This window comes from Streptomyces malaysiensis subsp. malaysiensis (assembly GCF_040653035.1).
Taxonomy (GTDB): domain Bacteria; phylum Actinomycetota; class Actinomycetes; order Streptomycetales; family Streptomycetaceae; genus Streptomyces; species Streptomyces malaysiensis.
On sequence record NZ_JBEZNG010000017.1, the window covers coordinates 1 to 16,369 of the forward strand.

Here is a 16,369-nt window from a genome sequence, read left to right on the forward strand (position 1 = left end):
CCCGGCACGGTGACCTCCTTCGTGCCGCCCGCCGGGCCCGGTGTGCGGCTGGACGCGGGGGTGGAGTCGGGCAGTGTGATCGGTCCGGCGTGGGATTCGCTGCTGGCCAAGCTGATCGTCACCGGCGCCACCCGCGCCCAGGCCCTCCAGCGCGCCGCGCGTGCTCTGGCCGAGTTCCAGGTCGAGGGCATGGCCACCGCGATCCCCTTCCACCAGGCGGTGGTGGAGGACCCGGCGTTCACCAGCGAGCCCTTCACCATCCACACCCGCTGGATCGAAACCGAGTTCCACAACACCATCACCCCCTTCACCCCCACCGGGACGGACGAGGCCGAGGAGTCCGGCGCCCGAGAGACCGTGGTGGTCGAGGTCGGCGGCAAGCGGCTGGAGATCTCCCTGCCGGCGGTCCTCGGCCTGGCGGTATCGCCTGGGGAGCCCGCGGGGACCAAGAAGCCGAAGCGCAAGGCGGTCAAGAAGTCAGGGTCCGCCGCCTCCGGCGACGCCCTCGCCTCCCCCATGCAGGGCACCATCGTCAAGGTCGCCGTCAACGAGGGCGACACCGTCGCCGAAGGCGACCTCATCGTCGTCCTGGAGGCCATGAAGATGGAACAGCCCCTCAACGCCCACCGCAGCGGCATCGTCAAGAACCTGAACGCGAACGTGGGCGCCTCGGTCAGCTCGGGCGCGGTCATCTGCGAGCTCAAGGACTGACCAGCCGCCATGGCGTCCTTACGGCGGGCTCCGGCCGGGGCCCGCCGTAAGGACGGCCCTCGACGAGGCCGGTCTTCGAGACCGGTCCCCGAGGGGCCCAGAGGTTCCGCGAGGTCAGTCCTTCAGCGTCCGCTCCAGGAAGGCCAGGACGGTGTCCGCGTAGGTCTTCGGCTGGCTCTTGATCCCTTGCAGATGGTCGGTCTCCGGCAGGGTGTGCACCTCGGCCAGCGGATAGCGCTCGGCCAGCGCCCGTACCCCGGAGGCGGGGATCATGGTGTCGCGGTCACCGGTCAGGAAGAGCATCGGGGTGCGCTCGTACGCGCCCCCGACCGGCGGCGGCCACTGCACCCGCAGCATCGCCACGGCCGCCGACGAGGCGACCGACTCCACGACCGGGCGGGAGGGGCCCGTGCCCAGCGGGCCGGGGATGGGCACTCCGCCGGCCGCCACGAAGTTCCGGAACAGCGGGGCCAGTTCCAGTGCCGGACCGCTGTCGAAGACCAGCGCGTCGACCGGGCAGTCCTCCCTCTTGAGCATGTAGAAGGAGGGGAAGGTCGAGATGGAGAAGCCGTAGATCGCGATGCGCGCGGCGGCGTACTCCTCCATCGACCGCATATGTCGCACCACGGCGACCACATCGTCGGTGTGACGGTCGCTCATACCCCAGCCCGCCCGGTCCGCGACGCTCTTACCGTGGTTGCGGTGGTCGAACATCGCGACCGTATAGCCCGCCTCGTTGAGCATCCGGGCGTGCGCCAGGCTCGCGGACTTGCTCAGCCCCAGGCCGTGTCCGAGGACCACGACCCGCTCGGTGTCGCCGGGAATCAGCCAGACATGCAACCCGCGACCCTGTTGCCCGTTCAGCGGAACGTTGACATCGGTGCTGGTCAGGCTCAGGTCGGCGGGCTTCTTGTGATGCGGTCTGCGCGGCGGGTGGAAGATCATGTACGAGAGGAAGGCGCCGTACAACGGTGCCACCGGGAGGGTCACCGCAGAGGCCGCCTTCGCCAGGAATCCCGTCGCCATGGTCGCCAAACCCCCATCACCGATCGTGCCCGGACGTGCGCGATCGTAGTGCGCACGGAAGGTGACCGCGTCGGCGGGGAGGTGAACGTGGCCTAAGTCACCGGGTGTCCGTCATCCGCAACGCCGCCTCGGGTCAAGGGGGTTGGGGGCACGTGAACCCGCCGTGGCGGCGCGTTCCGACGGCGCGGCGCCGCGCGCGCCGCTGTACCGTCAGTACGTCCATAGCGAGCGCATCATCGGCCGATAGCACGGGGGAAGCGGAACAGTGTCCTTCAGCAGCCCGGTTCAGCCCGCACGGGAGCCCCGGGGCTGGGCCCCGGCCCGCGCCCTGCCCACCCCCGGAGACCGCCCCGGCCCCGGCGAGGTGGCCGTATGGCTGCTGCGGATCCCGCCGTCCGCCGCCGCTGCCGCCGCCGTCGCGGAGGGCACCCTGGACGAGGGGGAGCGCGAGCGCGCGGCGAGGCTGCGGTCCGAGGTGGCGCGCGAGCGCTATGTGACCTCCCATGTGGGGCTGCGGACGCTGCTCGGCGGCTATCTCGGCATCGCCCCGGCCGATGTCGTGTTCACCCGGGAGACCTGCGGAATGCCGGACTGCGACAAACCGCACGGCCGCCCGGCCCTGGCGGGCGAGGACACGCTGCACTTCTCGCTCTCCCACTCCGGGGACGCCGCCCTGTGCGCCGTCGCCCGGGCGCCCGTCGGCGCCGATGTCGAGGAGCGCGACCCCGGGCGCGTGGGGACCCGGCTGACGGGGCTGATCGGGCAGCTGCACCCCGAGGAGCGGGCGGCGGTCGACGCGCTTCCGGAGGAGCTGCGGGAGGAGGCGTTCCTGGGCTGCTGGGTCCGTAAGGAGGCGTACCTCAAGGGCATCGGCACCGGGCTGCCCGGCGGGATCGGCGCCCACCATGTCGGCCTCGCCGAGGGCCTGGCCCCCGCCGACGCGCCGTCCGGCCCCAGCGGCTGGGCCTTCGCCGACCTGGACGCACCGCCCGATTACCACGCCGCGGTCGCCGTACGGCACGAGGCCGCGCCCGGCGGCCCGGCGCGGCCGGTGGTGACCCTGTCCGGTCTGTCCCTGGGCTGATCGGCCCGGGTACAGTCGGCGCCATGCCGCATCTCGAGGTGGATCTCTCGGCGGGCACCGTCGAGTACGAGGACACGGGAGGCGAGGGCCCCGTCGCGGTTCTGCTGCACGGCGTGGCCATGGACGGCTCCCTGTGGCGCGATGTGGTCGCCGCGCTGAGCCCGGACATCCGCTGTGTCGTCCCCACCCTCCCCCTGGGCGGCCACCGCCGCGCGATGCGGCCCGACGCGGATCTGTCGGTGCTCGGGGTGGCCCGGCTGGTCGCCGAGTTCCTGGACCGGCTCGACCTTACGGATGTCACGCTGGCCATGAACGACTGGGGCGGGGCGCAGGCGCTGATCGCCGACGCCCGCGCCCAGCGGATCGGCCGGCTGGTGATCACCTCCTGTGAGGCATTCGAGAACTTCCCGCCCGGGCTGCCCGGCCGGAATCTGCGGATGGCCGCGAAGCTGCCGGGCGGGCTCAACGCCGTCTTCAAGCTGCTGAAGGTGGCGCCCCTGAGGCGGCTTCCGATGACCTGGGGCTGGATGACCAAGCGCCCGGTGGACCCCGAGGTGATGGACGCCTGGCTCCAGCCGCTGTGGACCTCCCCGGAGATCCGCCGGGACCTGCGGAAGTACGTTCTCGGGGTGCCACCGGTGGACGAGCTGCTGCGCTGGGCCGAGGCGCTGCGCACCTTCGACCGCCCCGCCCTGGTGGCCTGGGCGTCCGAGGACCGTGTGATGCCGCCCGAGCACGGTTTGCGCCTGGCGGGGCTGCTGCCCCGGGGCAGCCTGGTGGAGATCCCCGACAGCTACACGCTGATCCCCCAGGACCAGCCGGGGCCGCTGGCCGACCTGATCCGAGCCTTCGTCCTGGACGGCGCGGCCACGGCATAGGGACTGGCCGCCGTCGCATCGGGACTGGCCGCTATGCCATAGGGACTGTCGGACCCCCGGCGTACCGTCGTCAGTATGTGCAGATCCATCAAGACCCTTCGCCCGCCGTACGCCGAGTCGGTCACCGAGGCCGATACGCGCGCCGCGGCGCTTCAGTACGTCCGCAAGATCTCCGGCTTCCGCCAACCCGCCGCGCATAACGCGGAGGCGTTCGACAAGGCCGTCGAGGCCGTCGCCGCCGCCACGGGGGAGCTGCTGGCCTCGCTCGAGGTGCGGGGCGGGGCGGCACGCTGAATGGCCCGGGGCTTTTGAGCACCCGGGCCATCCGCTTGATCAGTTGTGCGCCGCCAGGGACTCGAACCCCGGACCCGCTGATTAAGAGTCAGCTGCTCTAACCAACTGAGCTAGCGGCGCCTGCTGACGAAATAAATACTACCCGGTCCGTAGGGGTGGTTCTGACCGTGCGCGGATGGGCTCAGATCGACAGGGAGAGCAGCATCGGGGCCGCCTCCCGGTTGAGCGTGTCGGCGGCCTGGCGCAGGCGGTGGGCGTGGGCCAGGGGGAGGGAGAGGGCCAGACAGCCCACCGAGCGGCCCGCGCTGATCGGGACCGCCGCGCAGACCGTGCCGATCGCGTACTCCTGGAGGTCGAGCACGGGCACGGTGGCGGGCTGGCTGTCCAGCTTGCGGAACAGCGCCTTTTCGCTGGTGGTGGTCCGGGAGGTGAGCCGCACCGTCTTGTGGCGGGAGATGTGATCGCGGCGGCTGTCGTGGTCGAGCTGGGTGAGCAGGCATTTGCCGAGCGCCATCGCATGGGCGGCGGAGCGGAAGTCCACCCACTCGTTGACCTTGGGGGCCCGCGGCCCGTCCGCGTACTGCGTGATCTTGACTTCGCCGTCCACATAGCGGCTGAGGTAGACCGCCGCGCCCACCGAGTCGCGCAAGGCGCTGAGCGACCGCTGGAGCTTGTCCTGGACGGCGTGACCATGGCCGGGACCCGCGGAGCCCAGCAGGGACAGGGAGCTGCCGCCGACATAGGCGCCGTCGGCGATCTGCTCCACATAGCCCTCGCGGCGCAGCATCCGCAGCAGATCCGCGAGCTGGTGGGCCGGCAGCCCGGTCTCCCGGGCGATCATGATGTCGCTGACGCCGGACGAGTGTTTGGCGACGACCTCAAGGATCCGGAGGGCGTGCTGCACCGAGTGGAACGGCGCGGTCGGCTCGGGCCTGAGCGCCACGATTTCCCCCCTCGCAGGTTGGCGTGGCTTTGTATCACGATAACCGCCAAGGGGCTTATCCGGATCGGCTGTTGAGGATATTGCCGGGGCGCCACAGCCCCGGTCAGCAGGGGCGTATTTCTGTGGCATATGACACAGGCATGCCCCCGCAAGCGGCTCGCGGGGGCAGTGCCGGTCGTGGCCCGGCCGGGGCCGGGCGATCTAGAGAACCGCGCTCAGGAATTCCCTCGTCCGCTCGTGCTCCGGCTCGGTGAAGATCTTCTCCGGCGGTCCGGACTCGATCACCCGGCCCGCGTCGAACATCAGTACATCGTCGGAGATGTCCCGGGCGAAGTTCATCTCATGGGTGACGCAGAGCATGGTGATGTCCGTTGTGTGAGCGATGTCACGCAGCACATCCAGCACCCCGGCCACCAGCTCCGGGTCCAGCGCCGAGGTCACCTCGTCCAGCAGCATCACCTGCGGCCGCATCGCCAGCGCGCGGGCTATCGCCACCCGCTGCTGCTGCCCGCCGGACAGCTGCGTCGGATAGGCGTCGCACTTGTCGCCGAGCCCGACCAGGTCGAGCAGCTCCCGGGCGCGGGTCTCGGCCTCGTCCTTGCCGAGGCCCAGCACATGCACCGGGGCCTCGGTGATGTTCCGCAGCACCCGCATATTGGGGAAGAGGTTGAACTGCTGGAAGACCATTCCGATCTTCTTGCGCACCTCACGGGTGTGCTTCTCGCCCGCCGGGACCAGTGTGCCGCCTCTGTCCTCATGGGTGAGGTAGTCGCCGTCGACCTTGATCGTGCCCTCGTCCGGCTTGATCAGCGTCATCAGCAGCCGCAGGATCGTGGTCTTGCCCGAGCCCGAGGGACCGATCAGGGTGACGTGCTTGCCGGAGGAGACCGAGAAGTCGAGGTTGTCCAGGACCGTATTGCTGCCGAAGCGCTTGGTCACCTGGTCGAAGCGGATCAGTTCACTGCCGTCCACGGCAGGGTTCGTGTGGTCGGTTTCAGTGGCCAAGACGACGCTCCAGGGCTCGCATGAGAAGGGAAGCCGGATAGGCGATGACGATGAAGGCGATGCCGACCATCGTGTAGGGCTCGATGTACTGGAAGGACGACGCGCCTTCCGCGCGCGCCTTCTGGAGCAGGTCGACGACGCCGATCAGCGCGAGCATCGGGGAGTCCTTCAGCATCGCGATCACGTAGTTGCCCAGGGCGGGCACCACCCGGCGGATGGCCTGCGGCAGGATCACCGCGGTCCAGGTACGGCCGCGGGAGAGGCTGAGCGCGGTCGCCGCCTCCCACTGGCCCTTGGGCACACCGTCGATACCGGCCCGGTAGACCTCGGCGGTGTACGTCGAGTAGTGCAGGCCGAGCGCGATCACCCCGGTGGTGAGCGCCGAGAACTTGATGTCCCAGGTCGGCAGCACGTAGTAGAAGAAGAACAGCTGTACCAGCAGCGGGGTGTTGCGGATGAACTCCACAACGGCCGCCACCGGCCAGCGGACGAAGCGGGTCGGCGAGCGGAAGGCCATCGCCCACACCAGGCCGAGCGCGAACGCCAGGACCGAGCCCAGCGCGGTCGCCTCCAGCGTGATCAGCAGTCCGCGGCCCAGTTCGGGGAGGAAGTCCTTCGCCACATCCCAGTTCCAGTTCACTGGGCACCTCCCGCCGTGATGATGTTGGACGACTGCTCGGCCTCCTGGCGCGAGGACAGCTTCCGGGTGATCAGCGAGCGCTTGCCGGAGTCCACCGGGGCCTGGCCGATGCCCGCCTTGGCGCGCCGCTCCAGCAGCCGCATCAGCCGGGTGAGCACGAAGGCCAGCACGAAGTAGAGGACCAGGATGATCGCGTAGATCTCCAGGCTGTCACCGGTGGCCAGCCGCGACAGCTGGGCGGCGAAGGTGATGTCGGCGACGCTCACCGCGGAGACCAGAGCGGTCGCCTTCAACAGCTCGATCAGCAGGTTGTTGAAGGGCGGGATCATCTCCGGGATCGCCTGCGGCAGGATCACCCGGCGCATCCGCTGTGCGGGGGTGAAGCTGAGCGCGATGGCCGCCTCGCGCTGTGCCGGGGCCACCGCGGCGATCGCGCCACGCACGATCTCCGAGCCGTACGCCCCGTAGGTGAGGCCCAGGGCCAGTACCGCCGCCCACATCGGCACCAGCTGGAACTGGAAGGCCAGCGGCATCACGAAGAACAGCCAGAACATCAGCACCAGGGCAGAGGTGCCGCGGAAGACCTCGACATAGAAGCCCGTCAGAAAGCGGACGATCCACAGCCGCGAGGTGCGGGCGATCCCGATGCCGAATGCCACGACGGCCGCGAAGATCGCGCTGTACAGGGTCAGCTGGATGGTGATCCAGACGCCCGGAAGAAGCCAGTTTTCCCACAGCCCGGCCGTCATGAGCACAGCTCCTTGGCGGTCAGATCGGTCATCTCTTCCTCGGTGAAGCCGAAGGGCCGCACGATGCGCAGCAGCTCGCCGCTCTTCTTCATCTTGTGCAGCTCCACGTTGAAGGCGTCCCGGAGCTTGGTCTCCTCCGGCCGGAAGGCGAAGCCGCCGGCGCCGATGTCCGGTTTGCCGTCGACGTACGCCTGGAACGGCTCGGTGGCCTCGGCCCGCTGGCTGTTCCGCTGCTTCACCACGTTGTGGACGGTCACGGTCGTGCCCGCGAAGACATCGGCCCGGCCCTGCTCCACGGCGAGCAGCCCGGCCAACTGGTCGGGGAGGATCAGCATGTCGCTCTGCTTGATCCCGGCGTCCTCCGCGTAGCCGATCTCGGCGTAGGCGGTGCCGGTGGCCATTTTGGCCTTCTTCTTAAAGATGTCTTCGTAATTGTGCAGGTTTTTGGGGTTCCCCTTACGCACGATGAACGCGTCACGCATGCGGTAGTCGGGGTCGGAGAAGATCACCTGGGCGCAGCGCTCGGGGTTGATGTACATCCCCGCCGAGACCACGTCGAACTGCTGCGACCGCAGGCCCGGGATGAGCGAGCCGAATTCGGTCGGCACGGGCTGGACCTTGGGCACTCCCAGCCGTTTGAAGATGACCTTCGCGATCTCCGGTGCCTCGCCGGTGAACTCGCCGTTCTTGTCGATGTAGCCGAATGGGATCTCCCCCGCTATTCCCAGTCGGACCGTGCCTTGCGACCGCAGTCGCTCCAGCAGATTGCCCCCGTCCTCGGTGCCGGAGGCGGACACCCGGCTACAGCCGACCGCGCCCAGCAGACCCAGGGCCGCGCCGCCGGCGAGAAGGGAGCGGCGGCTGGGTCCTATTTTTGCTATTTCTCTGCTATCGGTGTCTTTCCCACGTGGTGGAGCCATGGGCGCGCGGCTACCCGACTCCAACAGATGTATGCAGTCTGTTTCCGGCCCTTGATACAGCCGATGCGTGGGTAGGTCCCTGGGGCAGGACTGGTTCCTAAGCGACCTGGAGGAAAGTCGATGGTTGACCGAGCCGACCGGTTCATCGTGGTCTCGCTCGAGAAGCGCGGGGTGAGCTGTACGGCCAAGCTCCTTGACGAGCTCGCGCCGATCACCTGTGAGGCGGTGTGGAACGCGCTGCCGCTGGGAGGTGATGTGTATCACGCGAAGTACGCGCGCAATGAGATCTACGCGCTGGTGCCCCCCTTCGCACCGGAGGAGCCGCCCCTGGAGAACCCGACGATCACCCCGATCCCCGGGGATCTGTGCTACTTCACCTTCACCGACACCCAGCTCGGGACCAAGTCGTACGGATACGAGACCGAGGCCAAGCACCAGGGGCGGCGGCAGGTCGTCGACCTGGCGCTCTTCTACGAGCGGAACAACCTGTTGATCAACGGCGACGCGGGGTGGGTGCCCGGGATCGTCTGGGGCGCGGTCGTCGACGGCCTCGACCGCATGGCCGACGCCTGCCAGGACCTGTGGCGTGCCGGGGCGCTGGGGGAGACCCTGAGCTTCCGGCGGGCGTAGATCCTCGGTTTTCGCCGGGCGGGGACCTCGGTTGCCGCCCGGTGTGGCCCTTGGCTTCCGCCGGGCGCGGCTTGGGCATGAGCCGGGCCCGGGGCGGAGCCGTCCCGGGCCGGGCAGTGGGCTTTACGGCCAGTGGGCCTCAAGGCCGCCGGGGGCGGACGTATGGCTCGGCCGCCCCCGGGCGCACCCCGGGCGCTCAGGCCGCCCCCGGGCGCACCCCGTCCGCCAGCCCCGCCTCGAACAGCGCGTGCGACGCCCGCAGCACGAGCGCGTCCGCGTGGCGCGCGCCCACCAGCTGCACACCGATCGGCAGGCCCGCGCCGCTGAGGCCGCACGGCACCGACGCCGCGGGCTGCTGGGTCAGGTTGAAGGGGTAGGTGAACGGCGTCCAGCCCGTCCAGCGGGTGTGCTCCGACCCCTTGGGCACCTCGACCCCGGCCTCGAACGCGGTGATCGGGAGCGTCGGGGTGACCAGCAGGTCGTACGCGGAGTGGAACCGTCCCATGGCGTGGCCGAGAGCCATCCGCACATCCACGGCCGCCAGATAGTCCAGCGCGCTGTACGAGGCCCCCTGGGCGCAGATCTCGCGCAGCCCCGGGTCCAGCAGCTCCCGGTCCTCCTGCCCCAGCGGCTGCACCACCCGGGCCGCGCCGCTGAACCACAGCGTGTGGAACGCCTCGACCGGGTCCTCGAACCCCGGGTCGATCTCCTCGACCACCGCGCCCAGCTCCGCCAGCACATCCACCGCCCGCCGCACCGCCGCGGCCACCTCCGGGTCGACCGCGGCCGCGCCGCCGAGCGCGGGGCTGTAGGCCACCCGCAGCCCGTCCACCCCGCCCCCGCCGGGGGTGAGCGCCTCCCGGAAGCCGCCCTCGGGGGGCGGCGCCAGCTGGGACCAGTCACGCCAGTCCGGACCGGAGATCACATCCATCATCAGCGCCGCGTCGGCCGCGTCCCGGGTCATCGGCCCCACATGGGCCAGGGTGCCGAACGCGCTCGCCGGGTAGAGCGGAACCCTCCCATAGGTGGGTTTCAACGCGAAGATGCCGCAGAAGGCGGCCGGGATACGGACCGAACCCCCGCCGTCCGTCCCCAGACTCAGCGGACCCGCGCCCAGCGCGACCGCGGCCGCGCTGCCGCCGCTGGAGCCGCCCGCGGTCCGCTGAGGGTCGTACGGATTGCCGGTGACCCCGTATACCGGGCTGTCGGTGACGCCCTTCCAGCCGAACTCGGGGGTCGTGGTCTTCCCCACGAACACCGCGCCGTGCTCGCGCAGCCGCGCCACCGAGGGCGCGTCCTCGTCCCATGCCTGGGCATCGGGCCGCACGGTCCGCGAACCGCGCAGGGTGGGGGCGCCGCGCAGCAGGAGGATGTCCTTCACCGACACCGGTACGCCGTCCAGCAGGCCCGCGGGGGCCCCACGCCGCCACCGCTCGGCGGACTCCTCCGCCTGGCGCAGCGCGCCCTCGGCGTCCACCCTTGTGAAGGCGTTCACCTCCGGCTGTATCTGCTCGATCCGGTGGAGGACGGCACGGGTCGCCTCGACGGGGGAGAGCTCGCCGGAGGCGTAGCGCTCCAGGAGTTGAACGGCTGTCAGGTCGTGCGTATCGGTCATCCGGCTCTCCGTTCAGGTCGTGCGACAGGTCGTGCGATCAGTCCACCGGTACGTACCCGAGGCGTTTGTCGACGATGTTGAGCAGTGGTTCGCCCGCGCACCAGCGCTCGAAGTTGTCCTGGAACTGCTCGGCCAGATGGTCGCGCCATCCCACCGTGTCGCCGCTCATATGGGGCGAGACGAACAGCCCCGGCACGTCCCACAGGGCATCGTCCGAGGCCAGCGGCTCGTGTTCGAAGACATCCAGGGCAGCGCCGCCGATCCGGCGGGCCATCAGGGCCGCCGTAAGGTCCTTCTCGACGACCAGGGGGCCGCGGCCGATGTTGATGAACCGGGCGCTGGACTTCATCCGGTCGAAGACGGACCGGTCGAACATGCCGCGGTTGGCTTCGGTGAGCGGTGCCGCGCACACCACCCAGTCGGCCGACGGCAGCAGCCCGGGGAGCTCGTCACCGCCGCGCACGCCCTGCCGCGCGGAGCGGCCCACCAGGTCGACCACCACGCCGAGCGCGGCCAGGGTGGAGCCGATCGCCCGGCCGATGGGGCCCGCGCCCACGACCACGGCCCGCGTCCCGGCCAGCCGCATCGTCTCCCGGTGCTGCCAGCGGCGCTGCCGCTGTAGCTCCCAGGTGCCGTGGAAGTCCTTGGCCATGGCGATCACCAGGCCGGCCACATACTCCGCGATCGGCTGTTCGAAGACCCCCCGGGCATTGGTCAAAACCGTGTCGGACGCGATGAGTTCGGGGCAGAGCAGCCGGTCCACGCCGGCGCTCGCGGTATGGACCCACGCCGGCCGGGGGCCCTCGCCGGGCCAGGCGTCGCGGACCGCGTCGGAGGTGAAGTCCCAGACCAGGAGCACATCCGCGACAGGGAGCGCCTGGGGGAGCGATTTCTCGTCACAGACGAGCACCTTGGCCCGCTCGGCCACCCGGTCCAGGTGGACGGGTGGCTGGTCGCCGAAGACGACAACTGTGCTTTCGGACATAGGCGGGAAACCGTTTCGAAACGTGGGTGGGTTTGCCTGGAGAAGGAGGGGGCAGGCGCCTCAGTTTGAGGATTGACCACGCTAGGCAGCGGAAACTACCGTCGTCAACAACGGCATCTGTCCCGGCGTCCCGGCATCAGGCCGGTCTCTCTCCATCGAAACCTCTGGCCAATGGTCCAGTCCCTCCGTTCCGTATTGGGGCTCGCTTTGGACGTCTCTTTTCTAGGTGGCCCACAGCCGCAGCGCGGCGTGGGAGTGGTGGCACCGTTCGACTTCGCACTCGATCGTGAACTGTGGCGCTGGGTACCGGACGAGGTCTCCCTGCACCTCACCCGTACCCCGTTCGTACCCGTCGAGGTGAGCCTCGACCTGGCCCGGCTCGTGAGCGAGCACGAGACCTTGCACGACGCGGTGCGGGCGCTGGCCGCCGTGGCACCGGAAGTGGTGGCGTACGCATGCACCTCGGGCAGCTTCGTCGGCGGTGTGGCCGGTGAGCGCGCGATGTGCGCCGCCATGACCCAGGCGGGTGAGATCCCGTCGCTGACCACCTCGGGCGCCCTGCTGGAGGCGCTGAGAGAGATCGGCGCCCGGCGGATCGCGGTGGTGACCCCGTACACCCGGTCCGTCACCGACTCGCTGGAGGAGTACCTCGCCGAGGGCGGGATGACCGTCACCGGACGGGCGTACCTCGGACTGACCCGGCACATCTGGAAGGTGCCGTACCGCGATGTGGTCGACATGGCCCGGCAGGCGGTGGTCGGGGCGACCGACGCGCTCTTCATCAGCTGCACCAATCTGCCGACCTACGACGTGATCCCGCAACTGGAGGCGGAGCTGCGGATGCCCGTGCTGTCCGCCAACCAGGTCACGATGTGGGCGGCGCTGCGGGCGATCGGCGCACAGGCCGTCGGGCCGTACCAGGCGCTGCTCGACCCGGTCGCCCGGTCCGGTCCCGCGGGGATGTCGGTCTCGCCGCTGCGCGGCCCGCTCCCGATGACGGACCCGGTCGTCGAGTCGGTGATCGAGGCCGTGGAGTCGGTCGAGTCGGTGGTGGACGAGCCGGAGGCGGCGCTGGCCGGGGCGGCGTCGCCCGGGTCGGACGGCGATCCGGTCGACGGACTCGACCCGGGCTTCGGAGCCGGCCTCGGCGAGGGCCCCTACCTGGACGATTCCGGAGGCCCGGCAATGGGGTGACGGGGAGGCCCGTCAGCCGCGCGAGGGGAGGCCCGTCCCGATGCGAGGGGGCGGGCGTCCCGGTGTGAGGGGAGGCTCGTCCCGGTGTGAGCGGGGGCGGGCGTCCCGGCGTGGCCGGAGGCCCGCCCGGGCGGGGCGGGCAGGCCCATCACCTGACCGAGGGGCGCTGTGCGGCGGATGGGAACCCGCCGGGCGTCCGCGGTGTAGGGAGAAGTGACAGCAGTGCAGGGGGCGGCGCTCGCGGGGGCCGCCAGTGAAGGAGGCAGTCATGGTGGACTCGACGCGCCCGGCCCCGGACACGGTGGGCTTTCTTTACCCCGGATACTCCGCCGAGGACGAATATCCGCGCCTGGAAGGCATGCTCGGCGGCGACAGCGGCGACATCCGGCTTCCGCTCGTCCACACCGACATCGGCGAGGACGCCCACCGGGTGGACGCCCTGCTGGAGATGGGGTCGGCGGCCCGTCTCGCGGCCGGGGTCGCCGAGCTCGCCGAGCGCGGTGCCCAGGCCGTGGTCTGGGCGTGCACCAGCGCCAGCTTCGTCTTCGGCTGGGAGGGCGCCAAGGAGCAGGTGCGCGAGCTGAGCCAGACGGCCGGGATGCCCGCCTCCAGCACCTCCTTCGCCTTCGCCCACGCGGTGCAGGAGCTCGGCGCCGAGCGGGTGGCCATCGCCGCCACCTATCCGGAGGATGTCGCCGACTACTTCAGGGCATTTTTGAAGGCGGCCGGAGCCGAGGTGGTCTCGATGCGCGGCAGCGGGATCATCACGGCCGCGGAGGTCGGCACCTGGGGGCGGGAGGAGGTGCTGGAGCTGGGCCGCGCCGGGGACCACCCCGAGGCCCAGGCGGTGCTTCTGCCCGACACCGCCCTGCACACCGCCGCCTGGATTCCGGATCTGGAGGCGGAGCTGGGCAAGCCGGTGCTCACGGCCAACCAGGTCACGGTCTGGGAGGGGCTGCGGCTGCTGGGCCGGGATCCGGTCCATGACCGGCTGGGCACGCTCTTCGCCCGGAGCGGCGGATAGCGGAAGGCGGTGCGGCCGCCGGCGGGGGCGTATCGAGATGGCCGAGGAGCCGATGACAGGGAGCTGAATCCGGGCGGAATTCCATGTCGCTCTTTCGCCATCGGGGCATTCCGCTTATCGGACTGCGCCTAGCATGCAGCCGTGCGTCGCCATCATCTCTCCCCGGTCCCGCCGGCACGTCATCTGCTGGTCGCCGGTGCGGTGACGGTGGCCACGGCCGTCGGGATCGGCGTGCTGGCGGTCGGCGGAGGGTCCTCGGACGGCCCCCGTGCGAACCCCTCCGCGAGCGCGAGCGCGCCCGCGAAGGCCCCGGACGGGCTCCGGCACACCTCCGTCGAGGTGTCCGAGGGCGGCTGTGGCCATGGCTGGACCGATGCCACCCGTGGCAAGCAGGTCTTCGATCTGCGGAACACCTCCAGCAGACCGGCCGAGGTCTATCTCACCGATCCGGCGAACGGCGCCGTCTACGGAGAGGTGGAGGGCCTGGGCCCCGGCACCAGCAGACCGATGGGCGTCACGCTCGGCGGGGGCTCCTACGCCTTTGTCTGCCTGCCCGAGGACGCGGACGCGGTCACCGGGCCCACCGTCCGTGTGCCCGGACCGGCGCGCGGCGGTGGACCGGCCGCGGTCCCGGTCAGCCAGCAGGATCTGATCCCGCCCACCATCGCCTACCAGAAGTGGGTGGCGGGCCGGATGGACGAGCTGGTGCGGCGTACGGACGCGCTGCGCTCGGCCATCCACTGCGGTGAGCCGGCCACGGCCCGTGCGGCCTGGCTGCCCGCCCATCTGGTGTACGAGCGGATGGGCGCCGCCTATGGTGCCTTCGGCGACGCCGACGGGGCGATCAACGGCACCACGGCGGGGCTGTCCGGCGGGGTCCACGACCCGGACTTCACCGGCTTCCACCGCCTGGAGTACGGCCTGTGGCACGGTCAGTCCGCGAGCGCTCTGCGCCCGGTCGCCGACCAGCTCGTCAAGGATGTCCGAAAGCTGAGGGAGGACTGGTCGCAGGCGCGGATGGACCCGGCCGACCTGGGCCTGCGGGCGCACGAGATCATGGAGAACACCGTGCAGTTCGAGCTGACCGGCCGCACCGACTACGGCAGCGGCACCAACCTGGCCACCGCACGGGCCAACCTCGACGGCACCCGGGCCGTGCTGCGCCGGCTGGAGCCGCTGCTGAAGCCCCGCGCCCCCTGGCTGCCCGAGCTCAAGAGCGACCTGGACCGCACCCAGCGGACCCTGGAGCGCTCGCACCACGGGGACCACTGGACCCCGCTGGACCGGCTGAGCCGCACCGGGCGCCAGCGGCTCAACGCGGACGCGGGCGCGCTGGTGGAGCGGCTGTCGCGGGTGGCGGCGCTGATGGATGTGCGGAGGACCCGGTGAGCGAGGTGCTGCGCAGGGGCTTTCTGCTGGGCGCTGCCGCGGGCACGGTCGGCGCGGTGGCGGGCGCTGCCGCGGGCACGGCGTCCGCGAAGGAGGAAGGACCGGAGAAGAAGCCCACCCGTGTCGCCTTCCATGGCACCCATCAGTCCGGCATTCTCACCCCGCCCCAGCGGGCCGCCGCCTTCATCGCGTTCGACGCCATGGCCGAGGGGCGCGAGGAGCTGACCGACGCCTTCCGCACGCTCACCGAGCGGTGCCGTTTCCTCACCACCGGAGGCACCCCCGACCCGGTCGGGATCACCGCGCCGCCCGCCGACTCCGGCACCCTCGGCCCCCAGGTGGCCGCCGGCCGGCTGACCGCGACCGTCGGCGTGGGCGCCTCGCTCTTCGACGGGCGCTACGGATTGCGGGATCGCAAGCCCCGGCGGCTGAGCACGATGGAATCCTTCCCCGACGACGATCTCGACCCCGACTGGTGCCATGGCGATCTGAGTCTTCAGCTGTGCGCCGACAGCCCCGACACGGTGCTGCACGCGCTGCGCGACATCGCCCGGCACACCCGGGGCGCGCTCCAGATCCGCTGGCGTATCGACGGCTTCGTCAGCCCGCCGCGTCCGTCCGGCACCCCGCGCAACCACATGGGGTTCAAGGACGGCACCGCCAATCCGGACACCGGCGACGCCCGTGCGATGGACCGTCTGGTGTGGGTGGGCGCCCACTCAGGGGAGCCGGCCTGGGCGACCGGCGGCAGCTATCAGGCGATCCGGCTGATCCGGATGCTGGTGGAGTTCTGGGACCGGGTGTCGATCAGCGAGCAGGAGCGCATGTTCGGCCGCAGCCGCGACTCGGGCGCCCCGCTGGACGGTCAGCATGAGTTCGACACCCCGCGCTACGCACAGGACCCCAAGGGCGACATCATTCCGCTGGACAGCCATATACGGATGGCCAATCCGCGCACCGCCCGCACCGAGGACCAGCGCATACTCCGCCGCCCCTACAACTACGACCGGGGCATGGACGGCAATGGCAACTTGGACATGGGGCTGCTGTTCTGCTGCTATCAGCAGGATCTCGTGCGTCAGTTCGAGGCCGTTCAGAAGCGGTTGGCGGGCGAGCCCCTGGTGGACTACATCACCCCCTTCGGCGGCGGCTATTTCTTCGCCCTCCCCGGGGTGAGAGACCGCTCCGACTGGCTGGGGCGCGCCCTTCTGGCCTGACACCGCCCCACCTTCCGGTCAAGAACACCTCAAGAGTTCCTTGGATTCTTCTGACCCTCTATTCA

At 70.6% G+C, this 16,369-nt stretch carries 17 protein-coding genes and 1 tRNA gene; 9 read left to right on the plus strand and 9 right to left on the minus strand.

Annotation, left to right across the window (positions count from 1 at the left end):
* On the plus strand, positions 1-711 hold a 711-nt coding region (locus tag AB0E24_RS29040), incomplete at its 5' end, for a biotin/lipoyl-containing protein (RefSeq protein WP_359381378.1).
* 114 nt (positions 712-825) lie between these two features.
* Here the strand turns inward: AB0E24_RS29040 and AB0E24_RS29045 are convergent.
* A complete protein-coding gene (locus AB0E24_RS29045) occupies positions 826-1,737 on the minus strand; it encodes an alpha/beta hydrolase (RefSeq protein ID WP_079257783.1) in 912 nt (303 codons plus the stop codon).
* Positions 1,738-2,002: 265 nt separating this feature from the next.
* On the opposite strand from AB0E24_RS29045, the gene AB0E24_RS29050 reads away from it, so the two are divergent.
* From AB0E24_RS29050 to AB0E24_RS29060, 3 genes are all read left to right on the plus strand, one after another.
* Positions 2,003-2,821, plus strand: a complete 819-nt coding sequence (locus tag AB0E24_RS29050; RefSeq protein WP_359381382.1) for a 4'-phosphopantetheinyl transferase family protein — start codon at positions 2,003-2,005, stop codon at positions 2,819-2,821.
* 23 nt (positions 2,822-2,844) lie between these two features.
* On the plus strand, positions 2,845-3,699 hold the full coding sequence (locus AB0E24_RS29055) for an alpha/beta fold hydrolase (protein ID WP_069863865.1): 855 nt from the start codon (positions 2,845-2,847) through the stop codon (positions 3,697-3,699).
* A 75-nt stretch (positions 3,700-3,774) separates the two neighbouring features.
* Complete coding sequence (locus tag AB0E24_RS29060) at positions 3,775-3,993, plus strand: DUF2277 domain-containing protein (protein ID WP_359381387.1); 219 nt, start codon at positions 3,775-3,777, stop codon at positions 3,991-3,993.
* Positions 3,994-4,039: 46 nt separating this feature from the next.
* On the opposite strand, the gene AB0E24_RS29065 is transcribed toward AB0E24_RS29060, so the two are convergent.
* The 6 genes from AB0E24_RS29065 to ehuB form a co-directional block, all read right to left on the minus strand.
* Positions 4,040-4,113, minus strand: a tRNA-Lys gene (locus AB0E24_RS29065).
* Positions 4,114-4,174: 61 nt separating this feature from the next.
* Positions 4,175-4,936 (minus strand): IclR family transcriptional regulator domain-containing protein, encoded by a 762-nt coding sequence (locus tag AB0E24_RS29070; protein ID WP_079257779.1) that lies wholly within the window; start codon positions 4,934-4,936, stop codon positions 4,175-4,177.
* A gap of 201 nt (positions 4,937-5,137) precedes the next feature.
* Positions 5,138-5,908, minus strand: coding sequence for an ectoine/hydroxyectoine ABC transporter ATP-binding protein EhuA (gene ehuA / locus AB0E24_RS29075; RefSeq protein WP_069863871.1), 771 nt, complete (start codon positions 5,906-5,908; stop codon positions 5,138-5,140).
* A gap of 22 nt (positions 5,909-5,930) precedes the next feature.
* Positions 5,931-6,581: an ectoine/hydroxyectoine ABC transporter permease subunit EhuD gene (ehuD, locus tag AB0E24_RS29080; RefSeq protein ID WP_069863873.1), complete on the minus strand. Its 651-nt coding sequence runs from the start codon at positions 6,579-6,581 to the stop codon at positions 5,931-5,933.
* A complete protein-coding gene (gene ehuC / locus AB0E24_RS29085) occupies positions 6,578-7,330 on the minus strand; it encodes an ectoine/hydroxyectoine ABC transporter permease subunit EhuC (protein WP_069863875.1) in 753 nt (250 codons plus the stop codon). The genes ehuD and ehuC overlap by 4 nt, the downstream gene beginning before the upstream one ends.
* Positions 7,327-8,250, minus strand: a complete 924-nt coding sequence (gene ehuB, locus AB0E24_RS29090; RefSeq protein ID WP_079152970.1) for an ectoine/hydroxyectoine ABC transporter substrate-binding protein EhuB — start codon at positions 8,248-8,250, stop codon at positions 7,327-7,329. Before ehuB ends, ehuC begins: the two co-directional genes overlap by 4 nt.
* Positions 8,251-8,370: 120 nt before the next feature.
* Between ehuB and AB0E24_RS29095 the strand changes: the two genes are divergently transcribed.
* Positions 8,371-8,880, plus strand: coding sequence for a DUF3830 family protein (locus tag AB0E24_RS29095; RefSeq protein WP_069863879.1), 510 nt, complete (start codon positions 8,371-8,373; stop codon positions 8,878-8,880).
* Between the two features lie 196 nt (positions 8,881-9,076).
* On the opposite strand, the gene AB0E24_RS29100 is transcribed toward AB0E24_RS29095, so the two are convergent.
* Complete coding sequence (locus tag AB0E24_RS29100) at positions 9,077-10,495, minus strand: amidase (RefSeq protein WP_102934774.1); 1,419 nt, start codon at positions 10,493-10,495, stop codon at positions 9,077-9,079.
* Positions 10,496-10,532: 37 nt separating this feature from the next.
* Positions 10,533-11,480: a D-2-hydroxyacid dehydrogenase gene (locus AB0E24_RS29105; protein WP_174881940.1), complete on the minus strand. Its 948-nt coding sequence runs from the start codon at positions 11,478-11,480 to the stop codon at positions 10,533-10,535.
* Positions 11,481-11,687: 207 nt separating this feature from the next.
* Here AB0E24_RS29105 and AB0E24_RS29110 point away from each other — a divergent pair, with 207 nt between their 5' ends.
* The 4 genes from AB0E24_RS29110 to efeB all read left to right on the plus strand — a co-directional run bounded on the left by AB0E24_RS29110 (position 11,688) and on the right by efeB (position 16,304).
* Positions 11,688-12,674, plus strand: a complete 987-nt coding sequence (locus tag AB0E24_RS29110) for a maleate cis-trans isomerase family protein (protein WP_069864183.1) — start codon at positions 11,688-11,690, stop codon at positions 12,672-12,674.
* A gap of 268 nt (positions 12,675-12,942) precedes the next feature.
* Positions 12,943-13,698: a maleate cis-trans isomerase family protein gene (locus AB0E24_RS29115; protein WP_069863885.1), complete on the plus strand. Its 756-nt coding sequence runs from the start codon at positions 12,943-12,945 to the stop codon at positions 13,696-13,698.
* Between the two features lie 141 nt (positions 13,699-13,839).
* Positions 13,840-15,087 (plus strand): EfeM/EfeO family lipoprotein, encoded by a 1,248-nt coding sequence (locus AB0E24_RS29120; RefSeq protein ID WP_359381396.1) that lies wholly within the window; start codon positions 13,840-13,842, stop codon positions 15,085-15,087.
* Positions 15,084-16,304, plus strand: coding sequence for an iron uptake transporter deferrochelatase/peroxidase subunit (efeB, locus tag AB0E24_RS29125; protein ID WP_206332527.1), 1,221 nt, complete (start codon positions 15,084-15,086; stop codon positions 16,302-16,304). Before AB0E24_RS29120 ends, efeB begins: the two co-directional genes overlap by 4 nt.
* Positions 16,305-16,369 lie beyond the last annotated feature (65 nt).